General features: G+C 58.2%; 13 protein-coding genes. 4 read left to right on the top strand and 9 right to left on the bottom strand.

The features are described from left to right. Window positions 1-9: 9 nt before the first annotated feature. Window positions 10-438, bottom strand: a complete 429-nt coding sequence (rplM, locus tag D3Z90_RS04900) for a 50S ribosomal protein L13 (protein ID WP_136474670.1) — start codon at window positions 436-438, stop codon at window positions 10-12. A 248-nt stretch (window positions 439-686) separates the two neighbouring features. Between rplM and D3Z90_RS04895 the strand changes: the two genes are divergently transcribed. Both D3Z90_RS04895 and D3Z90_RS04890 read left to right on the top strand, forming a co-directional pair. Next, entirely contained in the window at window positions 687-1,727 is a 1,041-nt protein-coding gene (locus D3Z90_RS04895; protein WP_136474669.1) for an NADP(H)-dependent aldo-keto reductase, read from the top strand. Window positions 1,728-1,940: 213 nt separating this feature from the next. Beyond that, complete coding sequence (locus D3Z90_RS04890) at window positions 1,941-2,840, top strand: GlxA family transcriptional regulator (RefSeq protein ID WP_178084202.1); 900 nt, start codon at window positions 1,941-1,943, stop codon at window positions 2,838-2,840. Between the two features lie 79 nt (window positions 2,841-2,919). On the opposite strand, the gene zapE is transcribed toward D3Z90_RS04890, so the two are convergent. The 3 genes from zapE to D3Z90_RS04875 all read right to left on the bottom strand — a co-directional run bounded on the left by zapE (window position 2,920) and on the right by D3Z90_RS04875 (window position 6,106). Continuing rightward, on the bottom strand, window positions 2,920-4,014 hold the full coding sequence (zapE, locus tag D3Z90_RS04885) for a cell division protein ZapE (RefSeq protein ID WP_136474668.1): 1,095 nt from the start codon (window positions 4,012-4,014) through the stop codon (window positions 2,920-2,922). Window positions 4,015-4,096: 82 nt separating this feature from the next. Continuing rightward, window positions 4,097-5,446, bottom strand: coding sequence for a tryptophan--tRNA ligase (locus tag D3Z90_RS04880; RefSeq protein ID WP_136474667.1), 1,350 nt, complete (start codon window positions 5,444-5,446; stop codon window positions 4,097-4,099). Window positions 5,447-5,470: 24 nt separating this feature from the next. After that, window positions 5,471-6,106 (bottom strand): alpha/beta hydrolase, encoded by a 636-nt coding sequence (locus D3Z90_RS04875; RefSeq protein WP_136474666.1) that lies wholly within the window; start codon window positions 6,104-6,106, stop codon window positions 5,471-5,473. 138 nt (window positions 6,107-6,244) lie between these two features. On the opposite strand from D3Z90_RS04875, the gene D3Z90_RS04870 reads away from it, so the two are divergent. Next, window positions 6,245-6,682: a YhcB family protein gene (locus tag D3Z90_RS04870; protein ID WP_136474665.1), complete on the top strand. Its 438-nt coding sequence runs from the start codon at window positions 6,245-6,247 to the stop codon at window positions 6,680-6,682. Window positions 6,683-6,744: 62 nt separating this feature from the next. Here D3Z90_RS04870 and mdeB read toward each other — a convergent pair whose 3' ends face one another. Continuing rightward, entirely contained in the window at window positions 6,745-9,441 is a 2,697-nt protein-coding gene (gene mdeB / locus D3Z90_RS04865) for an alpha-ketoglutarate dehydrogenase (RefSeq protein WP_136474664.1), read from the bottom strand. 36 nt (window positions 9,442-9,477) lie between these two features. Continuing rightward, window positions 9,478-10,674, bottom strand: a complete 1,197-nt coding sequence (locus tag D3Z90_RS04860; protein ID WP_136474663.1) for a methionine gamma-lyase — start codon at window positions 10,672-10,674, stop codon at window positions 9,478-9,480. 127 nt (window positions 10,675-10,801) lie between these two features. Here D3Z90_RS04860 and D3Z90_RS04855 point away from each other — a divergent pair, with 127 nt between their 5' ends. After that, the gene (locus D3Z90_RS04855; RefSeq protein ID WP_136474662.1) at window positions 10,802-11,281 is read left to right on the top strand and encodes an Lrp/AsnC family transcriptional regulator; all 480 of its coding nucleotides are present in this window, start codon (window positions 10,802-10,804) and stop codon (window positions 11,279-11,281) included. Between the two features lie 790 nt (window positions 11,282-12,071). On the opposite strand, the gene cysN is transcribed toward D3Z90_RS04855, so the two are convergent. The 3 genes from cysN to D3Z90_RS04840 form a co-directional block, all read right to left on the bottom strand. Continuing rightward, window positions 12,072-13,973 carry a sulfate adenylyltransferase subunit CysN gene (gene cysN, locus D3Z90_RS04850; RefSeq protein ID WP_136474661.1) on the bottom strand — a complete coding sequence of 634 codons (1,902 nt, stop codon included), beginning with the start codon at window positions 13,971-13,973 and terminating at the stop codon, window positions 12,072-12,074. 205 nt (window positions 13,974-14,178) lie between these two features. Next, entirely contained in the window at window positions 14,179-15,096 is a 918-nt protein-coding gene (gene cysD / locus D3Z90_RS04845; protein ID WP_136474660.1) for a sulfate adenylyltransferase subunit CysD, read from the bottom strand. A gap of 136 nt (window positions 15,097-15,232) precedes the next feature. Further along, window positions 15,233-15,991, bottom strand: coding sequence for a Nif3-like dinuclear metal center hexameric protein (locus D3Z90_RS04840; protein ID WP_136474659.1), 759 nt, complete (start codon window positions 15,989-15,991; stop codon window positions 15,233-15,235). Window positions 15,992-16,036 lie beyond the last annotated feature (45 nt).

The raw sequence follows: 16,036 nt of genomic DNA, 5'->3' as shown, positions 1-16,036 counted from the left end.
ACTATTCCGTTAAATCTTCAGTTCTTGGGGCTGCTGAGCAGTATGAGGGTGGGTAGCGCCCGCATAGACTTTCAGCTTACGGTACATGTCGCGACCCAGTGGGTTTTTAGGCAGCATGCCTTTAACCGCGGTCTCGATCACGCGCTCTGGGGCCTTGGCGATCAACTTCTCGAAGTTGATTTCCTTGATACCGCCCGGGAAGCCGGAGTGGGAGTAGTACATTTTGTCCGAAGCTTTGGCGCCAGTAACACGGATCTGCTCGGCGTTGATGACAACGATGTAATCGCCGGTGTCAACGTGAGGAGTGTATTCTGGTTTGTGCTTGCCACGCAGACGGCTAGCGATTTCGGTAGCCAGACGACCCAGGGTCTGACCAGCGGCGTCAACTACGAACCAGTCGCGCTTTACTGTTTCCGGTTTAGCAGTAAAAGTTTTCATTCTTTATAGCCTCAGGGGCCGCCCAGCGAAAATAAGACGGCAGATCTTACTGGATAGTGCGTACCTTGACAAGACAAGGACACAGCCGCACACGGACGCTATCGGGGGCTCGGGTCAGCGCGTCCAATATTCGGCAGGGTTCTTCTGTGAGCGGGGCATCACTCCCACACGCAGAGAGGGGCTGAATTATCCAGATTGCGGAAAAAATTTCAACCTGCTTTTATGCTTCTTTTATCAGGGAGAAGCCGATGGACTACCGCCAACTGGGTCGTACCGACCTCAATGTCAGCGCGTTGTGCCTGGGTACCATGACCTGGGGCGAGCAGAATGATCAGGCCCAAGCCTTTCTCCAGATCGAACGCGCCAAGGCGGCCGGCATCAATTTCATCGATACTGCCGAGATGTATCCGGTGCCACCGCGCCCAGAGACCTGCACCGCAACCGAGCGCTTCATCGGTAACTGGTTCAAGACGCATGGCGATCGCGCCGACTGGATCCTGGCGAGCAAGGTCGCCGGCCCCGGCAACGGCATCAGCCATATCCGTGATGGTCAGCTCAAGCACAACCGCCAGCATATCGTTGCGGCCCTGGACGCCAGCCTCAAGCGCCTGCAAACCGACTGGATCGACCTGTATCAATTGCACTGGCCGGAGCGCAGCACCAACTTCTTCGGCAAGCTGGGTTACCAGCACTTGCCACAGGATCACTTCACCCCGCTGGAAGAAACCCTGGAAGTGCTCGACGAGCAGGTAAAAGCCGGCAAGATCCGCCACATTGGCCTGTCCAACGAAACGCCATGGGGCACCATGAAGTTTCTGCAACTGGCCGAGAGCCGTGGCTGGAGCCGTGCGGTGTCGATACAAAACCCCTACAACCTGCTCAACCGCAGTTTCGAAATAGGCCTGGCGGAAATTGCCATACGCGAGCAATGCGGCTTGCTGGCCTACTCGCCACTGGCCTTCGGCATGCTTTCAGGCAAGTACGAGAACGGTGCCCGACCAGCAAACAGCCGCCTGACCCTGTTCAGTCGCTTTTCGCGCTACTCCAACCCGCAGACGGTCGCGGCCTGCAGCCGCTACGTGAAGCTTGCGCGTGACCATGGCCTGGACCCGGCGCAAATGGCCCTGGCCTTTGTTACCCGCCAGCCCTTCGTCACCAGCAACATCATTGGCGCGACCACTTTGGAGCAACTGCAAAGCAACCTGGACAGCTTTGCGCTGACGCTTTGCGATGAGTTGCTGGCAGGTATAGAAGCCATTCACCAAGATCATCCCAACCCCGCTCCCTGAGCCGCTTCACAGGTTCCCGTGCCACGCGCGGGAACCGGGGTAGACACAACGGCCAAAAAATAAGACGATCCAGCCGGTGATTGACCACTCTACCCTATAAGAATAACGAAAATGATGTTTACCCAACCTACAACGCCCTTGCGGCGCGTCAGTATCCTGGCCATCGACAACGTCTTCGCGGCGACACTCATGCAAGCCAAGGATTTCTTCCATCTGGCCAGCCTGCGCTATAGCAAGCAATTGGGCCTGGGCCTGCAACCGATGTTCGAAACCCGGCTGGTGAGCCCCGACGGCCTGCCTGCACGTAGTTTCAGTGATGTGCTGATCCCGGTTGACGGCCCGTTGGAACAAGCCGACGTGATCATCCTCCCAGCCTTCTGGGACGATTTCGAAACCCTTTGCCAGCGCTACCCCCAGGTCTTGCCATGGCTGCGCGAACAACACGCCCGTGGCGCCGTGCTCTGCGGTGAAGCGAGTGGTGTGTTCTGGCTGGCCGAGTCCGGCTTGCTCGACGGCAAGGAAGCGACCACCTACTGGCGGTTCTTCAATCAGTTTGCCGAGCGCTTCCCCAAAGTCACCCTGAATCAGGACAAGCACCTGACCGACGCCGACAACCTCTATTGTGCAGGCGGTACGACCTCGGCCTGTGACCTGTACATCTATTTGATAGAGCGATTCTGCGGCGCCAATGTGGCCCAGGCGGTCGCCCGCGACACCCTCTATGAAGTGCAGCGCAACTACACCCCAGGGCGCATCGGCTTCGGCGGACAAAAGCTGCACCAGGACTTGATCATTCTGCAGATCCAGCAATGGCTTGAAGAACACTTCGCCGACAAATTCCGCTTCGAAGACGTCGCGCGCAATCACGGCATGAGCATCCGCAACTTCATGCGCCGCTTCCAGACTGCAACCGGTGATAAACCGCTGCACTATCTGCAACGGCTACGGATCGAAACGGCCAAGGGATTGCTGTCGGGCTCGCGCAAAAGCATCAAGACCATCAGCTACGAAGTGGGCTACGACGACGCGAGCTTCTTTGCGCGACTGTTCAGGCAGCACACCGAACTTTCACCGAACCAGTATCGGCAACAGTTCGTCCAGGAAGCTGGATAACGGCTGCGAGCTTCAAGCTATAAGCGGCATGTAAGAGCAGGCGCCTGGCACAACACGCTCTTACTTGCCGCTTGCAGCTTTAGGGCTTGTGCGCGCGGGAGAGGAATTCGTGGGATTGCATTTCCAGCAGACGGCTAAGGGTACGCTGGAACTCGAAGGTCAGACGACCACCGGTGTACAGGTCCTTGAGCTCTACTTCAGCCGAGATGATCAGCTTGACGTTGCGGTCGTAGAATTCATCGACCATGTTGATGAAGCGGCGGGCGATGTCGTCGGTGGCCACACTCATCTGCTCGACGTCACTGAGCAACACGGCATGGAAAATCTTGCCTAGCTCGATGTAGTCGTTCTGGCTACGGGGGCCATCGCACAATTCACGGAAATCGAACCAGGCCACGTCGTCACAGGTACGCAGTGCGCGAATCTCGCGATTCTCGACGATCAGTACGTCGTTCTCCACCGCCTGGGTGCACTCTGGCGTCAGCGCGCGGAAGCTCTTGCGCAGGCTCTCGTGGGCAGCTTCGTCCAGGGGGAAGTGGAACAGCTCGGCCTGCTCCAGGTGACGCAAGCGATAGTCGACGCCGCTATCGACGTTGACGATTTCGGTGTTCTGCTTGATCAGGGCGATCGCTGGCAGGAAACGCGCACGCTGCAGACCATCCTTGTACAAACCATCCGGCACAATGTTGGAGGTGGCGACCAAGGTCACGCCGTTCTTGAACAGCTCCTCCATCAGGGTGCCAAGGATCATCGCGTCGGTAATGTCGGAAACGAAGAACTCGTCGAAGCAGATCACCCGCGCCTCATCGGCGAAGCGTTTGGCGATAATAGTGAGCGGGTTCTTCTCCCCCTTGAGGGTTTTCATTTCTTCATGCACGCGCTTCATGAAGCGGTGGAAGTGCGTGCGCACTTTCTGCTGGAACGGCAGCGCTTCGAAGAACGTATCGACCAGGTATGTTTTACCGCGCCCTACCCCACCCCAGAAGTACAAGCCTTTGACCGGTGCCTGCTCTTTCTTGCCAAACAACTTGCCGAACACGCCCGGCTTGTTGTTTTGCGCCGCGATCAGATCGTCGTACAGGCGCTGCAAATGACGCACGGCAGTTTCCTGCGCCGCGTCATGGAAGAATTCGGGACGTTTCAGATCTGCTTGGTATCGTTCTAGGGGCGTCATAATTCGTTAGCAAGGTAACAAAAACGGGCCGTCACTGTAGCGACGGCCCTGGAGAATGGCAATCAGACTTGCGTCAGACCGTTCAGTCCTGCTGAGGTTGCAAGGCAGCGCGCAGGCCCTCGATTGCAGCGTCGCGAGCAGCTTCGTCGGCCAGTTGCGGGCCCTCGGCAACACGCTCGCCTTCCAGCCACAGGCTAAAGCCCAGGCCTTCGCTACGCACGTCCAGTTCGCCGCCCTGCTGCAGCTGCTTGCTGACTGCGCCAGCGGTTTTGCCATCGGCGAAATTGCGCGACAGCAGCAGTTGCTCACCGTCGGCTGCCAGCAGACGGAAACGGAAACTGCCATCGTCTTCACGGAAACTGACAAAGCGCGCCGCCTTGACGGCCTTTTTCTTGGTCTGGACAACCCCCAGCTCGATACTGCGGAACGAGCGCAGGCCAACGGCCTCGCGCAGTTGCTCGAGAAATGGTGTGGCAACCTTGCGGGCTTTTTGAGCACCGGCCAGCAGAATATCTTCCAGATCTGCCGGACGGCTGATCAGTTGATGATAACGCTCGCGCGGCTCGCTCAACTGGTTGTCGAGCAGCTGGAACAGGCGTTGCTTGGCTTCACCCCACCCCAGTCCCTGCAACAACTCGCCGCGGAACACCTCGGCTTGGTCCGGCGTTGCGAATGCCTGGAACAACGTGAACAGGTGCGAGTTGTCCGGATCCTTCGCTTCGCCAGGCGCGCGGGAGTCGGTGACGATGCGCGAGATGGCATCCTTCATGTCCTTGGCGCTGGTGAACAAGGGGATGGTGTTGTCGTAGCTCTTGGACATCTTGCGTCCGTCCAGGCCAGGCAACGTCGCCACGCTTTCTTCGATCAGTGCTTCAGGCATGGCAAAGAATTCCTTGCCCTGGCCAAACAGGTGATTGAAGCGCTGGCCGATATCACGCGCCATTTCCACGTGCTGGATCTGGTCGCGACCGACCGGCACTTTGTTGGCGTTGAACATCAGGATGTCGGCAGCCATCAGTACCGGATAGCTGTACAGACCCATGCTGATACCGGCATCCGGGTCTTCACCGTTCTCCAGGTTCTTGTCCACCGACGCCTTGTAGGCGTGTGCGCGATTGAGCAGGCCTTTGGCCGCCACGCAAGTCAGCAACCAGGTCAACTCAGGAATTTCAGGAATGTCGGACTGGCGATAGAAGGTCACGCGTTCCGGGTCAAGGCCACCGGCCAGCCAGGTCGCGGCGATTTCCAGACGCGAGCGCTGAATGCGCTGCGGGTCATCGCACTTGATCAAGGCGTGGTAGTCGGCCAGGAAGTAGAACGAGTCGACACCCGGCTCACGGCTGGCGAGGATCGCCGGGCGGATGGCACCGGCGTAGTTGCCCAGGTGAGGCGTGCCCGTGGTGGTGATACCGGTAAGGATGCGCGTAGTCATGGGTAATCGCTTATCAGGCTTGTTTCAGTTCGAAAGGCGCGGCAACACCAGATCCTTGAGGTCGGTGAGCTTGCCGTGGAAAAAGTGTCCGCATTCTGCCACTTTCAGCAGCTCATGGGGGCGTGGCAGTGCATCGGACCAGGCATAGACGATCTGTGGGTCGATCACTTCGTCGGTTTCTGGCTGTATTACACTCAAGGCGCAGGCCTGTGGTAAGGCGTCGTGATCTTTCAAACGCATCACTGCCGGGGCAACCATGAACAGGTGCTTGAGCGCTGCGCCTTGCGCTTCGAGACGGCCGCCCAGGCTGGCAGCGACAAAACCACCAAAGGAAAAACCCATCAGGGTGAGCGGTAGATCAGGATGCTTTTCCCGCAGCCAGGTTGCTGCGGCCTCGGCATCATCCACTTCGCCACTGCCCATGTCGTGGCTGCCAGCACTGGCACCTACACCCCGGTAGTTGAAACGCAGGGTAATATAGCCGGCATCGCGGGCGGTGCGCTGGAGCATCGACACAACCTTGTTGGTCATGGTTCCGCCCTGAACGGGGTTCGGGTGACACAGCAGCACCACACCTCGGGCGTCGGCAACGTCCAGGTACAAAGCTTCCAATTGACCGACTGGGCCATCGATGAATACGGGGGTTTCGCGGATAAGCAAGGATAAACTCCGTGACCTCGGAAAGGGTCGACTCGTCTAGCTGAATGATTCTGTCTGAGATATTTGCGATCGTTCGCGGTATACAGCGCAGGTCCGAGCCGTTAACGTAAAGCAAAGCCGTTTATAGAGGAAGGACTCGTGGAACTCTCGCTCTTAGTTTGGTTGTTGCCGACCCTGGCCCTCGTCGTGGGCGTTGTCGTTGGTTTCCTGGTCGCGCGCTTGCTGCCCAATGCTGCGCCAAGCAGCACTCAGCGGCAGCTGGATGATATTCAGGAACGTTTCGATAGCTACCAGAATGAGGTGGTTACCCACTTCAACAGCACGGCTGCATTGGTCAAGAAACTGACCCAAAGTTACCAGGAAGTTCAGGACCATCTGGCCGATGGCGCCAACCGCCTGGCCCTGGACGAATTGACCCGTCAGCGTCTGCTGGCCTCTTTGCACTCTGAAGCGGTGCAGGCCCCTCGTGACCGCCTGACCCCACCGAAGGACACTGAAGTACCACGAGACTACGCGCCAAAGGCACCTAACTCGCCGGGCATGCTCGATGAGCACTACGGGCTAAAGCGCAACTAAGCTCAAGCCTCCGACAATGCGTGGGAGCGGAGCAATCCGCTCCCATTTTTTTTGCATCCCCCTTAGCTGTGCCAGGGCGCATCTGCTTCCCGATGACCATAGCGCTCCAGTGCTTGATCCAGCACCCCGCGTTCGATCCCACCCTGGCGTACCAGACTATGCAGACTGGCCAGGACGATACTGAAGCGATCTACTTCGAAAAAGCGCCGTAACTGCTGACGGGTATCGCTGCGTCCAAAACCATCAGTGCCCAAAGTAACGTAGGGAGCCTGTACATATTCGGCAATCAACTGCGGCCAGGCACGCACATAGTCGGTGGCGGCGATGACCGGCGCATTGCCGCGCAGGCAACGTTGCAAATGACTGGTATTTTCAGCGATCTGCCCCAACCGGCTGCTGCGCTCGATACCCCGCGCCTCACGCGCCAGCTCACTGAAGCTGGTGACGCTGAACACCTCACTTTCTACCTGCCAATCAGCAGCCAGCAACTCACTGGCGGCGATCACTTCACGCAGAATCGCGCCTGAACCCAGCAGGCGAACCTGTCCTTTGGCATCGGTCACGCGCTGCTCTAGGTAACGGTACATGCCGCGCAACACCTCTTGATGCACCTGCTCAGGCAGGGACGGCTGTGGATAGTTTTCGTTCATCAGCGCAACGTAATGGAACTCGTCTTGCTGTTCGGTGAGCATGCGCCGCGAGGCATACTCGAGAATCACCGCCAGCTCGCCGGCAAAGCACGGCTCCCAGGCCCGACAGTTGGGCACCATCGAAGCCATGACCAGGCTCGAACCGTCCTGATGCTGCAGCCCTTCGCCGCCCAGGGTCGTACGACCGGCCGTAGCCCCCAGCAACAGGCCGCGGGCACGTTGGTCGGCGGCAGCCCAGATCAGGTCGCCAACACGCTGGAAACCGAACATCGAGTAGTAGATGTACACCGGCAGCATCGGCTCGCCATGCACCGCATAGGAAGTTGCCGCCGCCACCCAGGAGGAAATCGCGCCCGCTTCGGTGATGCCCTCCTCCAGCAATTGTCCGTCCCGGGACTCCTTATAGGACAGCAGAGAGCCAGCATCTTCAGGTTCATAACACTGTCCCTGAGGTGAGTAGATGCCGATCTGGCGGAACAGGCTGGCCATGCCAAAGGTTCGCGCTTCGTCGGCAACGATAGGCACGACCCGCTGCCCCAGTTCGGGCGCCTTGAGCCAGGCACTGAGCATGCGCACAGCCGCCATGGTGGTAGACATTTCCTTGCCTTCGGCCTGCAAAGCGAAGCCACCCATGACCTGCAGCGCAGGCACCGGCACCGCAGGCACGTCACTGCGTCGCGCGGGCAAAGGCCCGCCCAGAGCAGCGCGACGCTCGCGCAAGTAACGCATTTCGGCGCTCTCATCGGCGGGGCGATAAAACTGCAACTGCTCTACCTGGCTGTCACTGAGGGGCAGGTGGAAACGATCACGAAAAGCCAGCAAGGCCTGGATATCAAGCTTCTTGGCTTGGTGCGCGGTCATCCTCGACTCGCCGGCGCTGCTCATGCCATAGCCTTTCTTGGTCTTGGCCAGAATCACGGTTGGCCGCCCCTTGCAGGCCTTGGCCGCGGCAAAAGCTGCATACAGCTTGCGAAAATCATGACCACCACGCTTGAGCGCATTGATCTCATCCGAGCTCATGTGCTCGACCAGTTTCTGCAAGCCAGGGTGTTGATTGAAAAAGTGCTCTAAGTTGTAGGCCCCATCCTTGGCCCCCAGGTTCTGAAACTGTCCATCCGGAGTGGCGGCCAGTTGACGCAGCAACACGTGCTGGGTGTCGCGGGCAAACAGCGCATCCCACTCGGTGCCCCAAAGCACCTTGATCACGTTCCACCCAGCCCCGGTGAACAAGGATTCGAGTTCCTGAATGATCTGCCCGTTGCCGCGCACGGGGCCGTCCAGCCGCTGCAGGTTACAGTTGACTACAAACGTGAGGTTATCCAGTTGCTCGCGGGCAGCCAGGGTCAGGCCAGCGATGGATTCCGGCTCGTCCATTTCACCATCGCCGAACACACCCCAGACATGCCGGGTGCTGGTATCGAGAAGTTGGCGGTGATGCAAATAGCGCATGAATCGCGCCTGGTAGATAGCATTGAGTGGGCCTATGCCCATGGACCCTGTGGGAAATTGCCAGAAGTCGGGCATGAGCCAGGGGTGTGGATATGAACACAAGCCCTTACCCGCCACCTCCTGGCGGTAGTTGGCCAATTGTTCCTCACTCAAGCGACCTTCAAGAAAAGCCCGCGCATAAATTCCAGGCGCCGAATGCGGCTGGAAGAACACCAGGTCGGCACTGCGCCGCTGCGCCCCGGATTCACCTTGAAAGAAATGCTGGAAACCCACTTCGAAGATTTCTGCCGCCGACGCATAACTGGCGATGTGCCCGCCAAGATCGCCATAGGCATGATTGGCCCGCACGACCATAGCCAGAGCGTTCCAGCGCAGGATACTGGTGATGCGCTCATCCATCTCAAGGTCACCTGGATAGGCGCCCTGATGCTCCACCGATATTGTGTTGCGATACGCCGAGAAGGGCTGGGCACCACGCTCCAACCCCAACTCACGGGCGTGCACTTCCAACTGTTCGAGTAAAAAGCGTGCTCGCTCAGGGCCACAGTGCTGCAGGGTCGAATCCAGCGCATCAAGCCACTCGGCAGTCTCGCCGGGGTCACTGTCGGCCTGCGCATCACTGTCACGGCGCTGCACGCCTTCACCGGGTACCAGGCTCATCATTGCCACCATTGCATTGACCTCATCCTTGGCGGTTCAGGCACAGGCCTTCAGGGCCTGCTCGATATCGGCCAGCAGGTCGTCGATATCCTCAAGACCAACCGACAGCCGTACCAGTCCTTCGGAGATGCCGTACTGGGCACGCTCTTGGGCGGTATAGCTGGAGTGAGTCATGCTTGCCGGGTGCTGAGCGAGGGATTCGGCATCGCCAAGGCTCACGGCGCGGCTGAACAGTTGCAGGGCATTCATGAACCGACGTCCGGCATCGATCCCTCCCTTGAGCTCGAACGCGATCATGCCGCCGGGCAAACGCATCTGCCGCTTGGCCAACTCGTATTGCGGGAAGCTGGACAGCCCGGGGTAGTTGATCAGCTCCACGGCGCAATGTGCCTGCAGATACTGCGCGACTGCCTGGGCGTTACTGCAATGGCGCTCCATGCGCAAAGTCAGGGTTTTCATCCCGCGCATCAGCAAGGCTGCATCCTGGGGTGACATCACCGCACCGGTCATGTCCTTGAGACCTTCGAGTCGAACCCGGTCCACCAGTGCCTTGCGCCCGACCACCAGGCCGGCCGTGATGTCGCCATGGCCGCTGAGGTACTTGGTAGCTGAATGCACCACCAGATCGGCACCCAGCTCCAGCGGACGCTGCAGGTACGGTGTGCAGTAGGTGTTATCCACTACTACGGTGATATCGCGCTGGTGGGCAAGCTGCGCCACTGCAGCAATATCGGCCATCTGCATGTTCGGGTTGGCCGGGGTCTCAAAATAAATCACTTTGGTCTGCGCACTGATCGCCGCCTCGACTGCCTGCAGATCCGTCATGTCGACATGTCGGACCTTGACCCCGAACTCGCCGATGCCGTGATGTAAAAAAGCAAAGGTGCAACCATACAAGGTGCGCCCGACCAGCACCTCATCACCGGGGCGAAGCAGGGTCCATAGCGTGGCCGTGATCGCGCCCATGCCCGAGGCCAGTGCCAGCCCCGCCTCTGCCCCTTCCAGAGAAGCCATGCGCTCTTCCAGCAGGGCCAGGGTAGGGTTGGAAATACGCGTATAAAAGTGCCCACCCTGCTCCCCGGCAAAACACGCCGCGCCGTACTCGACGGTAGGAAAGGCGAAGGTGGCGGTCTGGTAGACAGGCGGAACCAAAGACCCCTGATGGGCCAATGGATCGTAGCCGTGATGGATGGCGCGGGTGGCAAAACCTGAGAATTTGGTGGAGCCGCTCATGACAACAGCCTCTTGTGATTTGTTATAAGCTTATGCCACTGAGGTGCTGATTTTTTTCCAAATATGACCACTGCCAAGCAGGGTTATTAACAAAAAAACAATGAATTCAGGCCACGGAGGGCAAATCATGCCTACCGCCATCGACCGTACCGACCGCGCATTACTCGCCGCCTTGCAAGACAACGCCCGACTGACTGTTTCCGAACTGGCCGACAAGGTCGCGCTGACCACCTCGCCCTGTTGGCGGCGGGTCAAACTGCTCGAAGAGAATGGCTACATCACCGGCTATCAAGCCATCCTTTCACCCAAGGCATTGGGCTTTGGCGTAACGGCGTTCGTCAGCATCATGATGGATTCGCACTCCAAGGAGATGGCGCGCGCCTTCGAGCAGCGGCTGATGGAGATTCCAGAAATCGTCGCCTGTCACAACATTTCCGGACGCTATGACTTCCTGCTGGAAATTCTTGCACGGGACCTGGAGTCGTTCGGCGAGTTCGCCAGGGAGGTGCTGCAGACACTGCCGGGAGTGAAGGAGATCTACTCGAGTTTCTCGTTCAAGGCAGTAAAGGAGAAACGGGTGATACCGGTTTCGGAAAAACATATTTGAAAGCCGAAACGAAAGAACGGATCAACTTCATCGCATTATTAATCACTGAACGTCGCGCCTCACGCACAGACCATAATTATCCTACAAGACTATCGGACGGCAAATACACATAGAGCAATTGTGCCGAGAGATAATCTCGTATCTCTCGGCACAAGGAAATCAAGCATGAAGTACATAGTTATAGTCTTTACCGTTACGCTAGCCAGTTGCAGCAACGGAACTTTCTACCTAGCCGACCCATCCCATGAACGACAGTTCAAATGCGATATGGATCCCCACCTACAGATGTGCAATAGGAAATAATTTTAAAAATCCCACTTAAATATTTGAAAATTGAAAAGCTCTTTGTACGGCTTTGGCTTTGGCATTCGTCCTGGCACAAAGCCCCTCCTAGCCCAGCGAACCGCGCCGGTGCGTTGATCATAAATGACTAGATTCCCATCATCAGAAATTACCAAGCAGTTGTTGTACCAAAATGTCTTATCGGTCGTGTGTGTGCTTTCAGCTATCCATAACCTTCCTCTAGCAGGGTCATAGAGAAAGCCAGAATTACTCACGACAAAATGTGATATTTCACGCATTTTCTTTTTCTTTATTGTGAGACTAAATGACTGATTTCCATCTGCAGCCCAAATCGACCTACCATCTTGCTCCACTACTTTCTAGCAACACAGGCCAGAAAGCAGATTCCATGTTTGCCACTCTCCCTGAAGTCAAAAGAGCGTTGGATTACCCTTGCCCATATAACAAAAAACCCCACCGACGTGGGGTTTTTGTTCGTACGCAGTACTTAGATCGCGCCCCGCGTGCGCAGTAACTCCAACACCTGCTTGACGCCCTCTTCCAGACTGACGTTCTGAGTATCGACCACCAGGTCGGCATCCAGTGGCACGTCATACGGGAAGCTTTCGCCCGGGATGTTATCGCCGCCCGCAGCATACAAGCCTTGCGGGTCACGCTCGCGGCAGGCCATCGGTGAGGCCTGGACGTAAACGGTGAGCAAGCGCTCCTTGCCGATCAATGCCTTGGCCTGTTCACGGCCTTCGGCATCCGGGGCAACAAACGCTGCCAGGGTGAGCAAGCCCGCTTCGTTGAACTGACGCGCCACGTGAGCGGCACGACGCCAGTTCTCGGTACGCCCGGCACGGTCCTGTGGCAGACCTTTGTTCAGGTCGTGGCGCAGGTTCTGGCCATCGAGTACATACACGGCACGGCCCATGTCGAACAGCTTGCGCTCCACGGCATACGCCAGGGTGCTCTTGCCTGCGCCCGACAGGCCGCTGAACAGCACGGTGGCCGGTTGCTGGCCGAAGCGCAGGGCGCGTTCGGCGGTGTCGACGTGGGCCAGCTTGCCGTGCTGGCCAACAGTGCCGTGTGGCACCACCGGGGGCGCGATGATCATGCCGGCACCTACAGTGCCGTTGGTCAGGCGGTCGATAACGATAAAGGCGCCCGTGGTGCGGTTGCTGTCGTAGCCATCCAGCGCGATTGGCGCGTCGAGGCTGACCTTGACCTTGCCGATTTCGTTCAACTGCAGGGCGCTGGCCGCGCCCTGCTCCAGGGTGTTCACATCGACCTTGTGGGAAATGCTGGCAATCGAACCCGGCACGTAGCTGGTGGCGCGCTTGATGTCGTATTTCTTGCCCGGCAGCATCGGCTCTTCAGCCATCCATACCAGCATCGCCTCGAACTGGTCGGTCACCGGCGGGACGTTATCGGCATGCACCAGCAGGTCGCCACGGGAGATGTCGATTTCATCTTCCATGGTCAGGGTAACGGCCTGGCCAGGACCGGCGTTCTCCAGTTCACCTTCGAAGGTGACAATGGATTTGACCCGGCTGCTCTTGCCCGATGGCAGCACAACGATTTCGTCCCCCTTGTGCACGACACCACTGGCCAAGGTGCCAGCAAAGCCGCGGAAGTTCAGGTTCGGACGGTTGACGTACTGCACCGGGAAACGCAGATCGGTGAAGTTGCGGTCGGCCGCCACTTCAACGGTTTCGAGGATATCCATCAGCGCAGGGCCGGTGTACCACGGCGAACGCTCGCTGCGGTTGACCACGTTGTCACCCTTGAGCGCCGACATCGGCACGAAGTGCAGGCTGCTCGGGGCCATGTTGATCGCTTCGGCGAACTTCAGGTAGTCGGCCTTGATGCTCTCGAACACATCTTGGTCGAAGCCCTTGAGGTCCATCTTGTTCACTGCCACGACGATGTGCTTGATGCCTAACAGTGAAGCGATGTAGCTGTGACGACGGGTCTGGGTCTGCACGCCGTAGCGGGCATCGACCAGGATGATCGCCAGGTCGCACGTAGACGCACCGGTTGCCATGTTGCGGGTGTACTGCTCGTGGCCCGGTGTATCGGCAATGATGAACTTGCGTTTAGCGGTAGAGAAATAGCGGTAGGCGACATCGATAGTGATGCCCTGCTCACGCTCTGCCTGCAGACCGTCCACCAGCAATGCCAGGTCGATATCGTCACCGGTGGTGCCGACTTTCTTCGAATCGCGAGTAATGGCTTCCAGATGGTCTTCATAGATCATCTTCGAGTCGTGCAGCAGGCGCCCGATCAGGGTGCTCTTGCCGTCATCGACGTTGCCGCAGGTCAGGAAGCGCAGCAGTTCTTTACGTTCGTGCTGGGCCAGGTAAGCGAGGATGTCCTCGCTGATCAATTCGGATTGGTGGCTCATTGCGTTCAAGCTCCGAGTCGTAAGCTTCAAGCGGCAAGCTTGTCGGCATACAACTAGTCAGAAATTTTGTTGATCAACCCGCTTGGCGTTCTTCAGCAATACTTGACGGTATCAACAGCGCGGATGGGATGATCTTTGAAACCAAGATCACCCGCCCTCTCCAAGCATCTGTAGATCGCAACCGTCAACGCCTTGCTTTTCTGCCTTAAAAGTAACCTTGACGTTTTTTATCTTCCATCGAGCCTGCACCATCGTGGTCGATGACTCGGCCCTGGCGCTCGGAAGTGCGCGTCAGGAGCATTTCCTGAATGATGTCGGTCAGGCTCTCGGCCTCGGACTCGACAGCGCCCGTCAACGGGTAGCAGCCAAGGGTGCGGAAACGCACTTTCTTTTTGACGATTCGAGCCTTTTCTTCATCCGAGAGATGCTCGAGGATGCGCTCGTCGTCGATCATGATCAGGGTGCCGTTCTTCTCGATCACTTCACGCTCCGCGGCGAAGTACAGCGGCACGATCGGGATGCCTTCGAGGTAGATGTACTGCCAGATGTCCAGCTCGGTCCAGTTCGACAGCGGGAACACGCGAATCGATTCGCCTTTATTCACTTTGCCGTTGTAGACGTTCCACAGCTCCGGACGCTGGTTCTTCGGATCCCAGCGGTGCTTGCTGTCACGGAACGAGTAGACACGCTCCTTGGCCCGGGACTTTTCTTCGTCGCGGCGCGCGCCACCGAAAGCGGCATCGAAACCGTACTTGTCGAGGGCCTGCTTGAGGCCTTCGGTCTTCATGATGTCGGTGTGCTTGGCACTGCCGTGGGTGAACGGGTTGATGCCCTGGGCAATGCCGTCCGGATTCACGTGAGTGATCAGCTCCAGGCCCATTTCCTCGACCATCTTGTCGCGGAAGCTGTACATCTCCTGGAATTTCCACTGGGTGTCGACGTGCATTACCGGGAACGGCAACTTGCCCGGGAAGAAGGCTTTGCGCGCCAGATGCAGCATCACGGCCGAATCCTTGCCGATCGAGTACAGCATCACCGGGTTATCGAACTCAGCGGCCACCTCACGAATGATGTGGATGCTTTCCGCCTCCAACTGTTTCAAATGCGTCAGTTTGTCGACCATAACTACTCACGGGAAAACGATCTTATGGACGGCCAGCGGGCCGTGTTCGAGCGGGTCACTCTATCACAGCGCCCGATTATATTTAGACGCCCAACTAGATCGAAACAGTATAAGAATATACCCTCCCGTTTTAGCCTCAGATCGGGTTCGGACAGTCGATGAACAGGTGCTCCAGCGCAAAGCGCCGGGCTAAGTATTCACCCAGCGCCTGCACGCCGTAGCGCTCGGTAGCATGATGACCGGCGGCGATGAAGCTGATGCCGTTTTCCCGCGCACTGTGGAACGTCTGCTCGGACGCCTCACCACTGAGATACAGATCGACCCCGGCGGCAATTGCCTGGTCGATATAGCCCTGCCCACCGCCCGTGCACCAGCCCACCCGGCGAATGATGTGCTCGCCCTCGATCAGTAGTGGCTCGCGGCCCATGACCTCTTGGATCTTGCGGGCGAAGTCGCGCGCCGACATCGGTTCGGCCAACGAGCCGACCAGACCGACGACGCGCGGGTTTTCCGGGTCCAACGGGCCTTCGACGGTGATATCGAGCTGGCGCGCCAACTGCACGTTGTTGCCAACCTCGGGGTGCAGGTCCAGGGGCAGGTGATACGACAACAGGCTCAGGTCATTCTTGAGCAGGGTTTTCAAGCGGCGCTGCTTCATGCCGGTGATGCACGGGTTCTCGCCCTTCCAGAAATAACCGTGATGCACCAACACCAGGTCGGCATCGGCTTCGACCGCGGCATCCAGCAAAGCCTGGCTTGCAGTGACACCGCTGACGATGCGGGTGACCTGCGGACGCCCTTCGACCTGCAGGCCATTGGGGCAGTAATCCTGGATTTTTGCACTGCCAAGGTAGCGTTCGGCTTCTTCAACCAGGGTGCTCAGGGCAACAGCCATGAAAAGACTCCTCAATTCAGCAGTTCAGTGCGGCGCAAGGCCCCG

Source organism: Pseudomonas sp. DG56-2, assembly GCF_004803755.1.
Classification (GTDB): Bacteria; Pseudomonadota; Gammaproteobacteria; order Pseudomonadales; family Pseudomonadaceae; genus Aquipseudomonas; species Aquipseudomonas auratipiscis.
Note: the sequence above shows the minus strand (reverse complement) of the source record. Positions and strands in the feature narration are given on the sequence as shown.

Coding starts and splice junctions, on each gene's coding strand:
- mdeB (WP_136474664.1), bottom strand. CDS start 9,441: ATGAGCCTGGTACCCGGTGAAGGCGTGCAGCGCCGTGACAGTGATGCG.
- cysD (WP_136474660.1), bottom strand. CDS start 15,096: ATGGTCGACAAACTGACGCATTTGAAACAGTTGGAGGCGGAAAGCATC.
- D3Z90_RS04880 (WP_136474667.1), bottom strand. CDS start 5,446: ATGACTACGCGCATCCTTACCGGTATCACCACCACGGGCACGCCTCAC.
- cysN (WP_136474661.1), bottom strand. CDS start 13,973: ATGAGCCACCAATCCGAATTGATCAGCGAGGACATCCTCGCTTACCTG.
- D3Z90_RS04895 (WP_136474669.1), top strand. CDS start 687: ATGGACTACCGCCAACTGGGTCGTACCGACCTCAATGTCAGCGCGTTG.
- rplM (WP_136474670.1), bottom strand. CDS start 438: ATGAAAACTTTTACTGCTAAACCGGAAACAGTAAAGCGCGACTGGTTC.
- zapE (WP_136474668.1), bottom strand. CDS start 4,014: ATGACGCCCCTAGAACGATACCAAGCAGATCTGAAACGTCCCGAATTC.
- D3Z90_RS04855 (WP_136474662.1), top strand. CDS start 10,802: ATGCCTACCGCCATCGACCGTACCGACCGCGCATTACTCGCCGCCTTG.
- D3Z90_RS04860 (WP_136474663.1), bottom strand. CDS start 10,674: ATGAGCGGCTCCACCAAATTCTCAGGTTTTGCCACCCGCGCCATCCAT.
- D3Z90_RS04840 (WP_136474659.1), bottom strand. CDS start 15,991: ATGGCTGTTGCCCTGAGCACCCTGGTTGAAGAAGCCGAACGCTACCTT.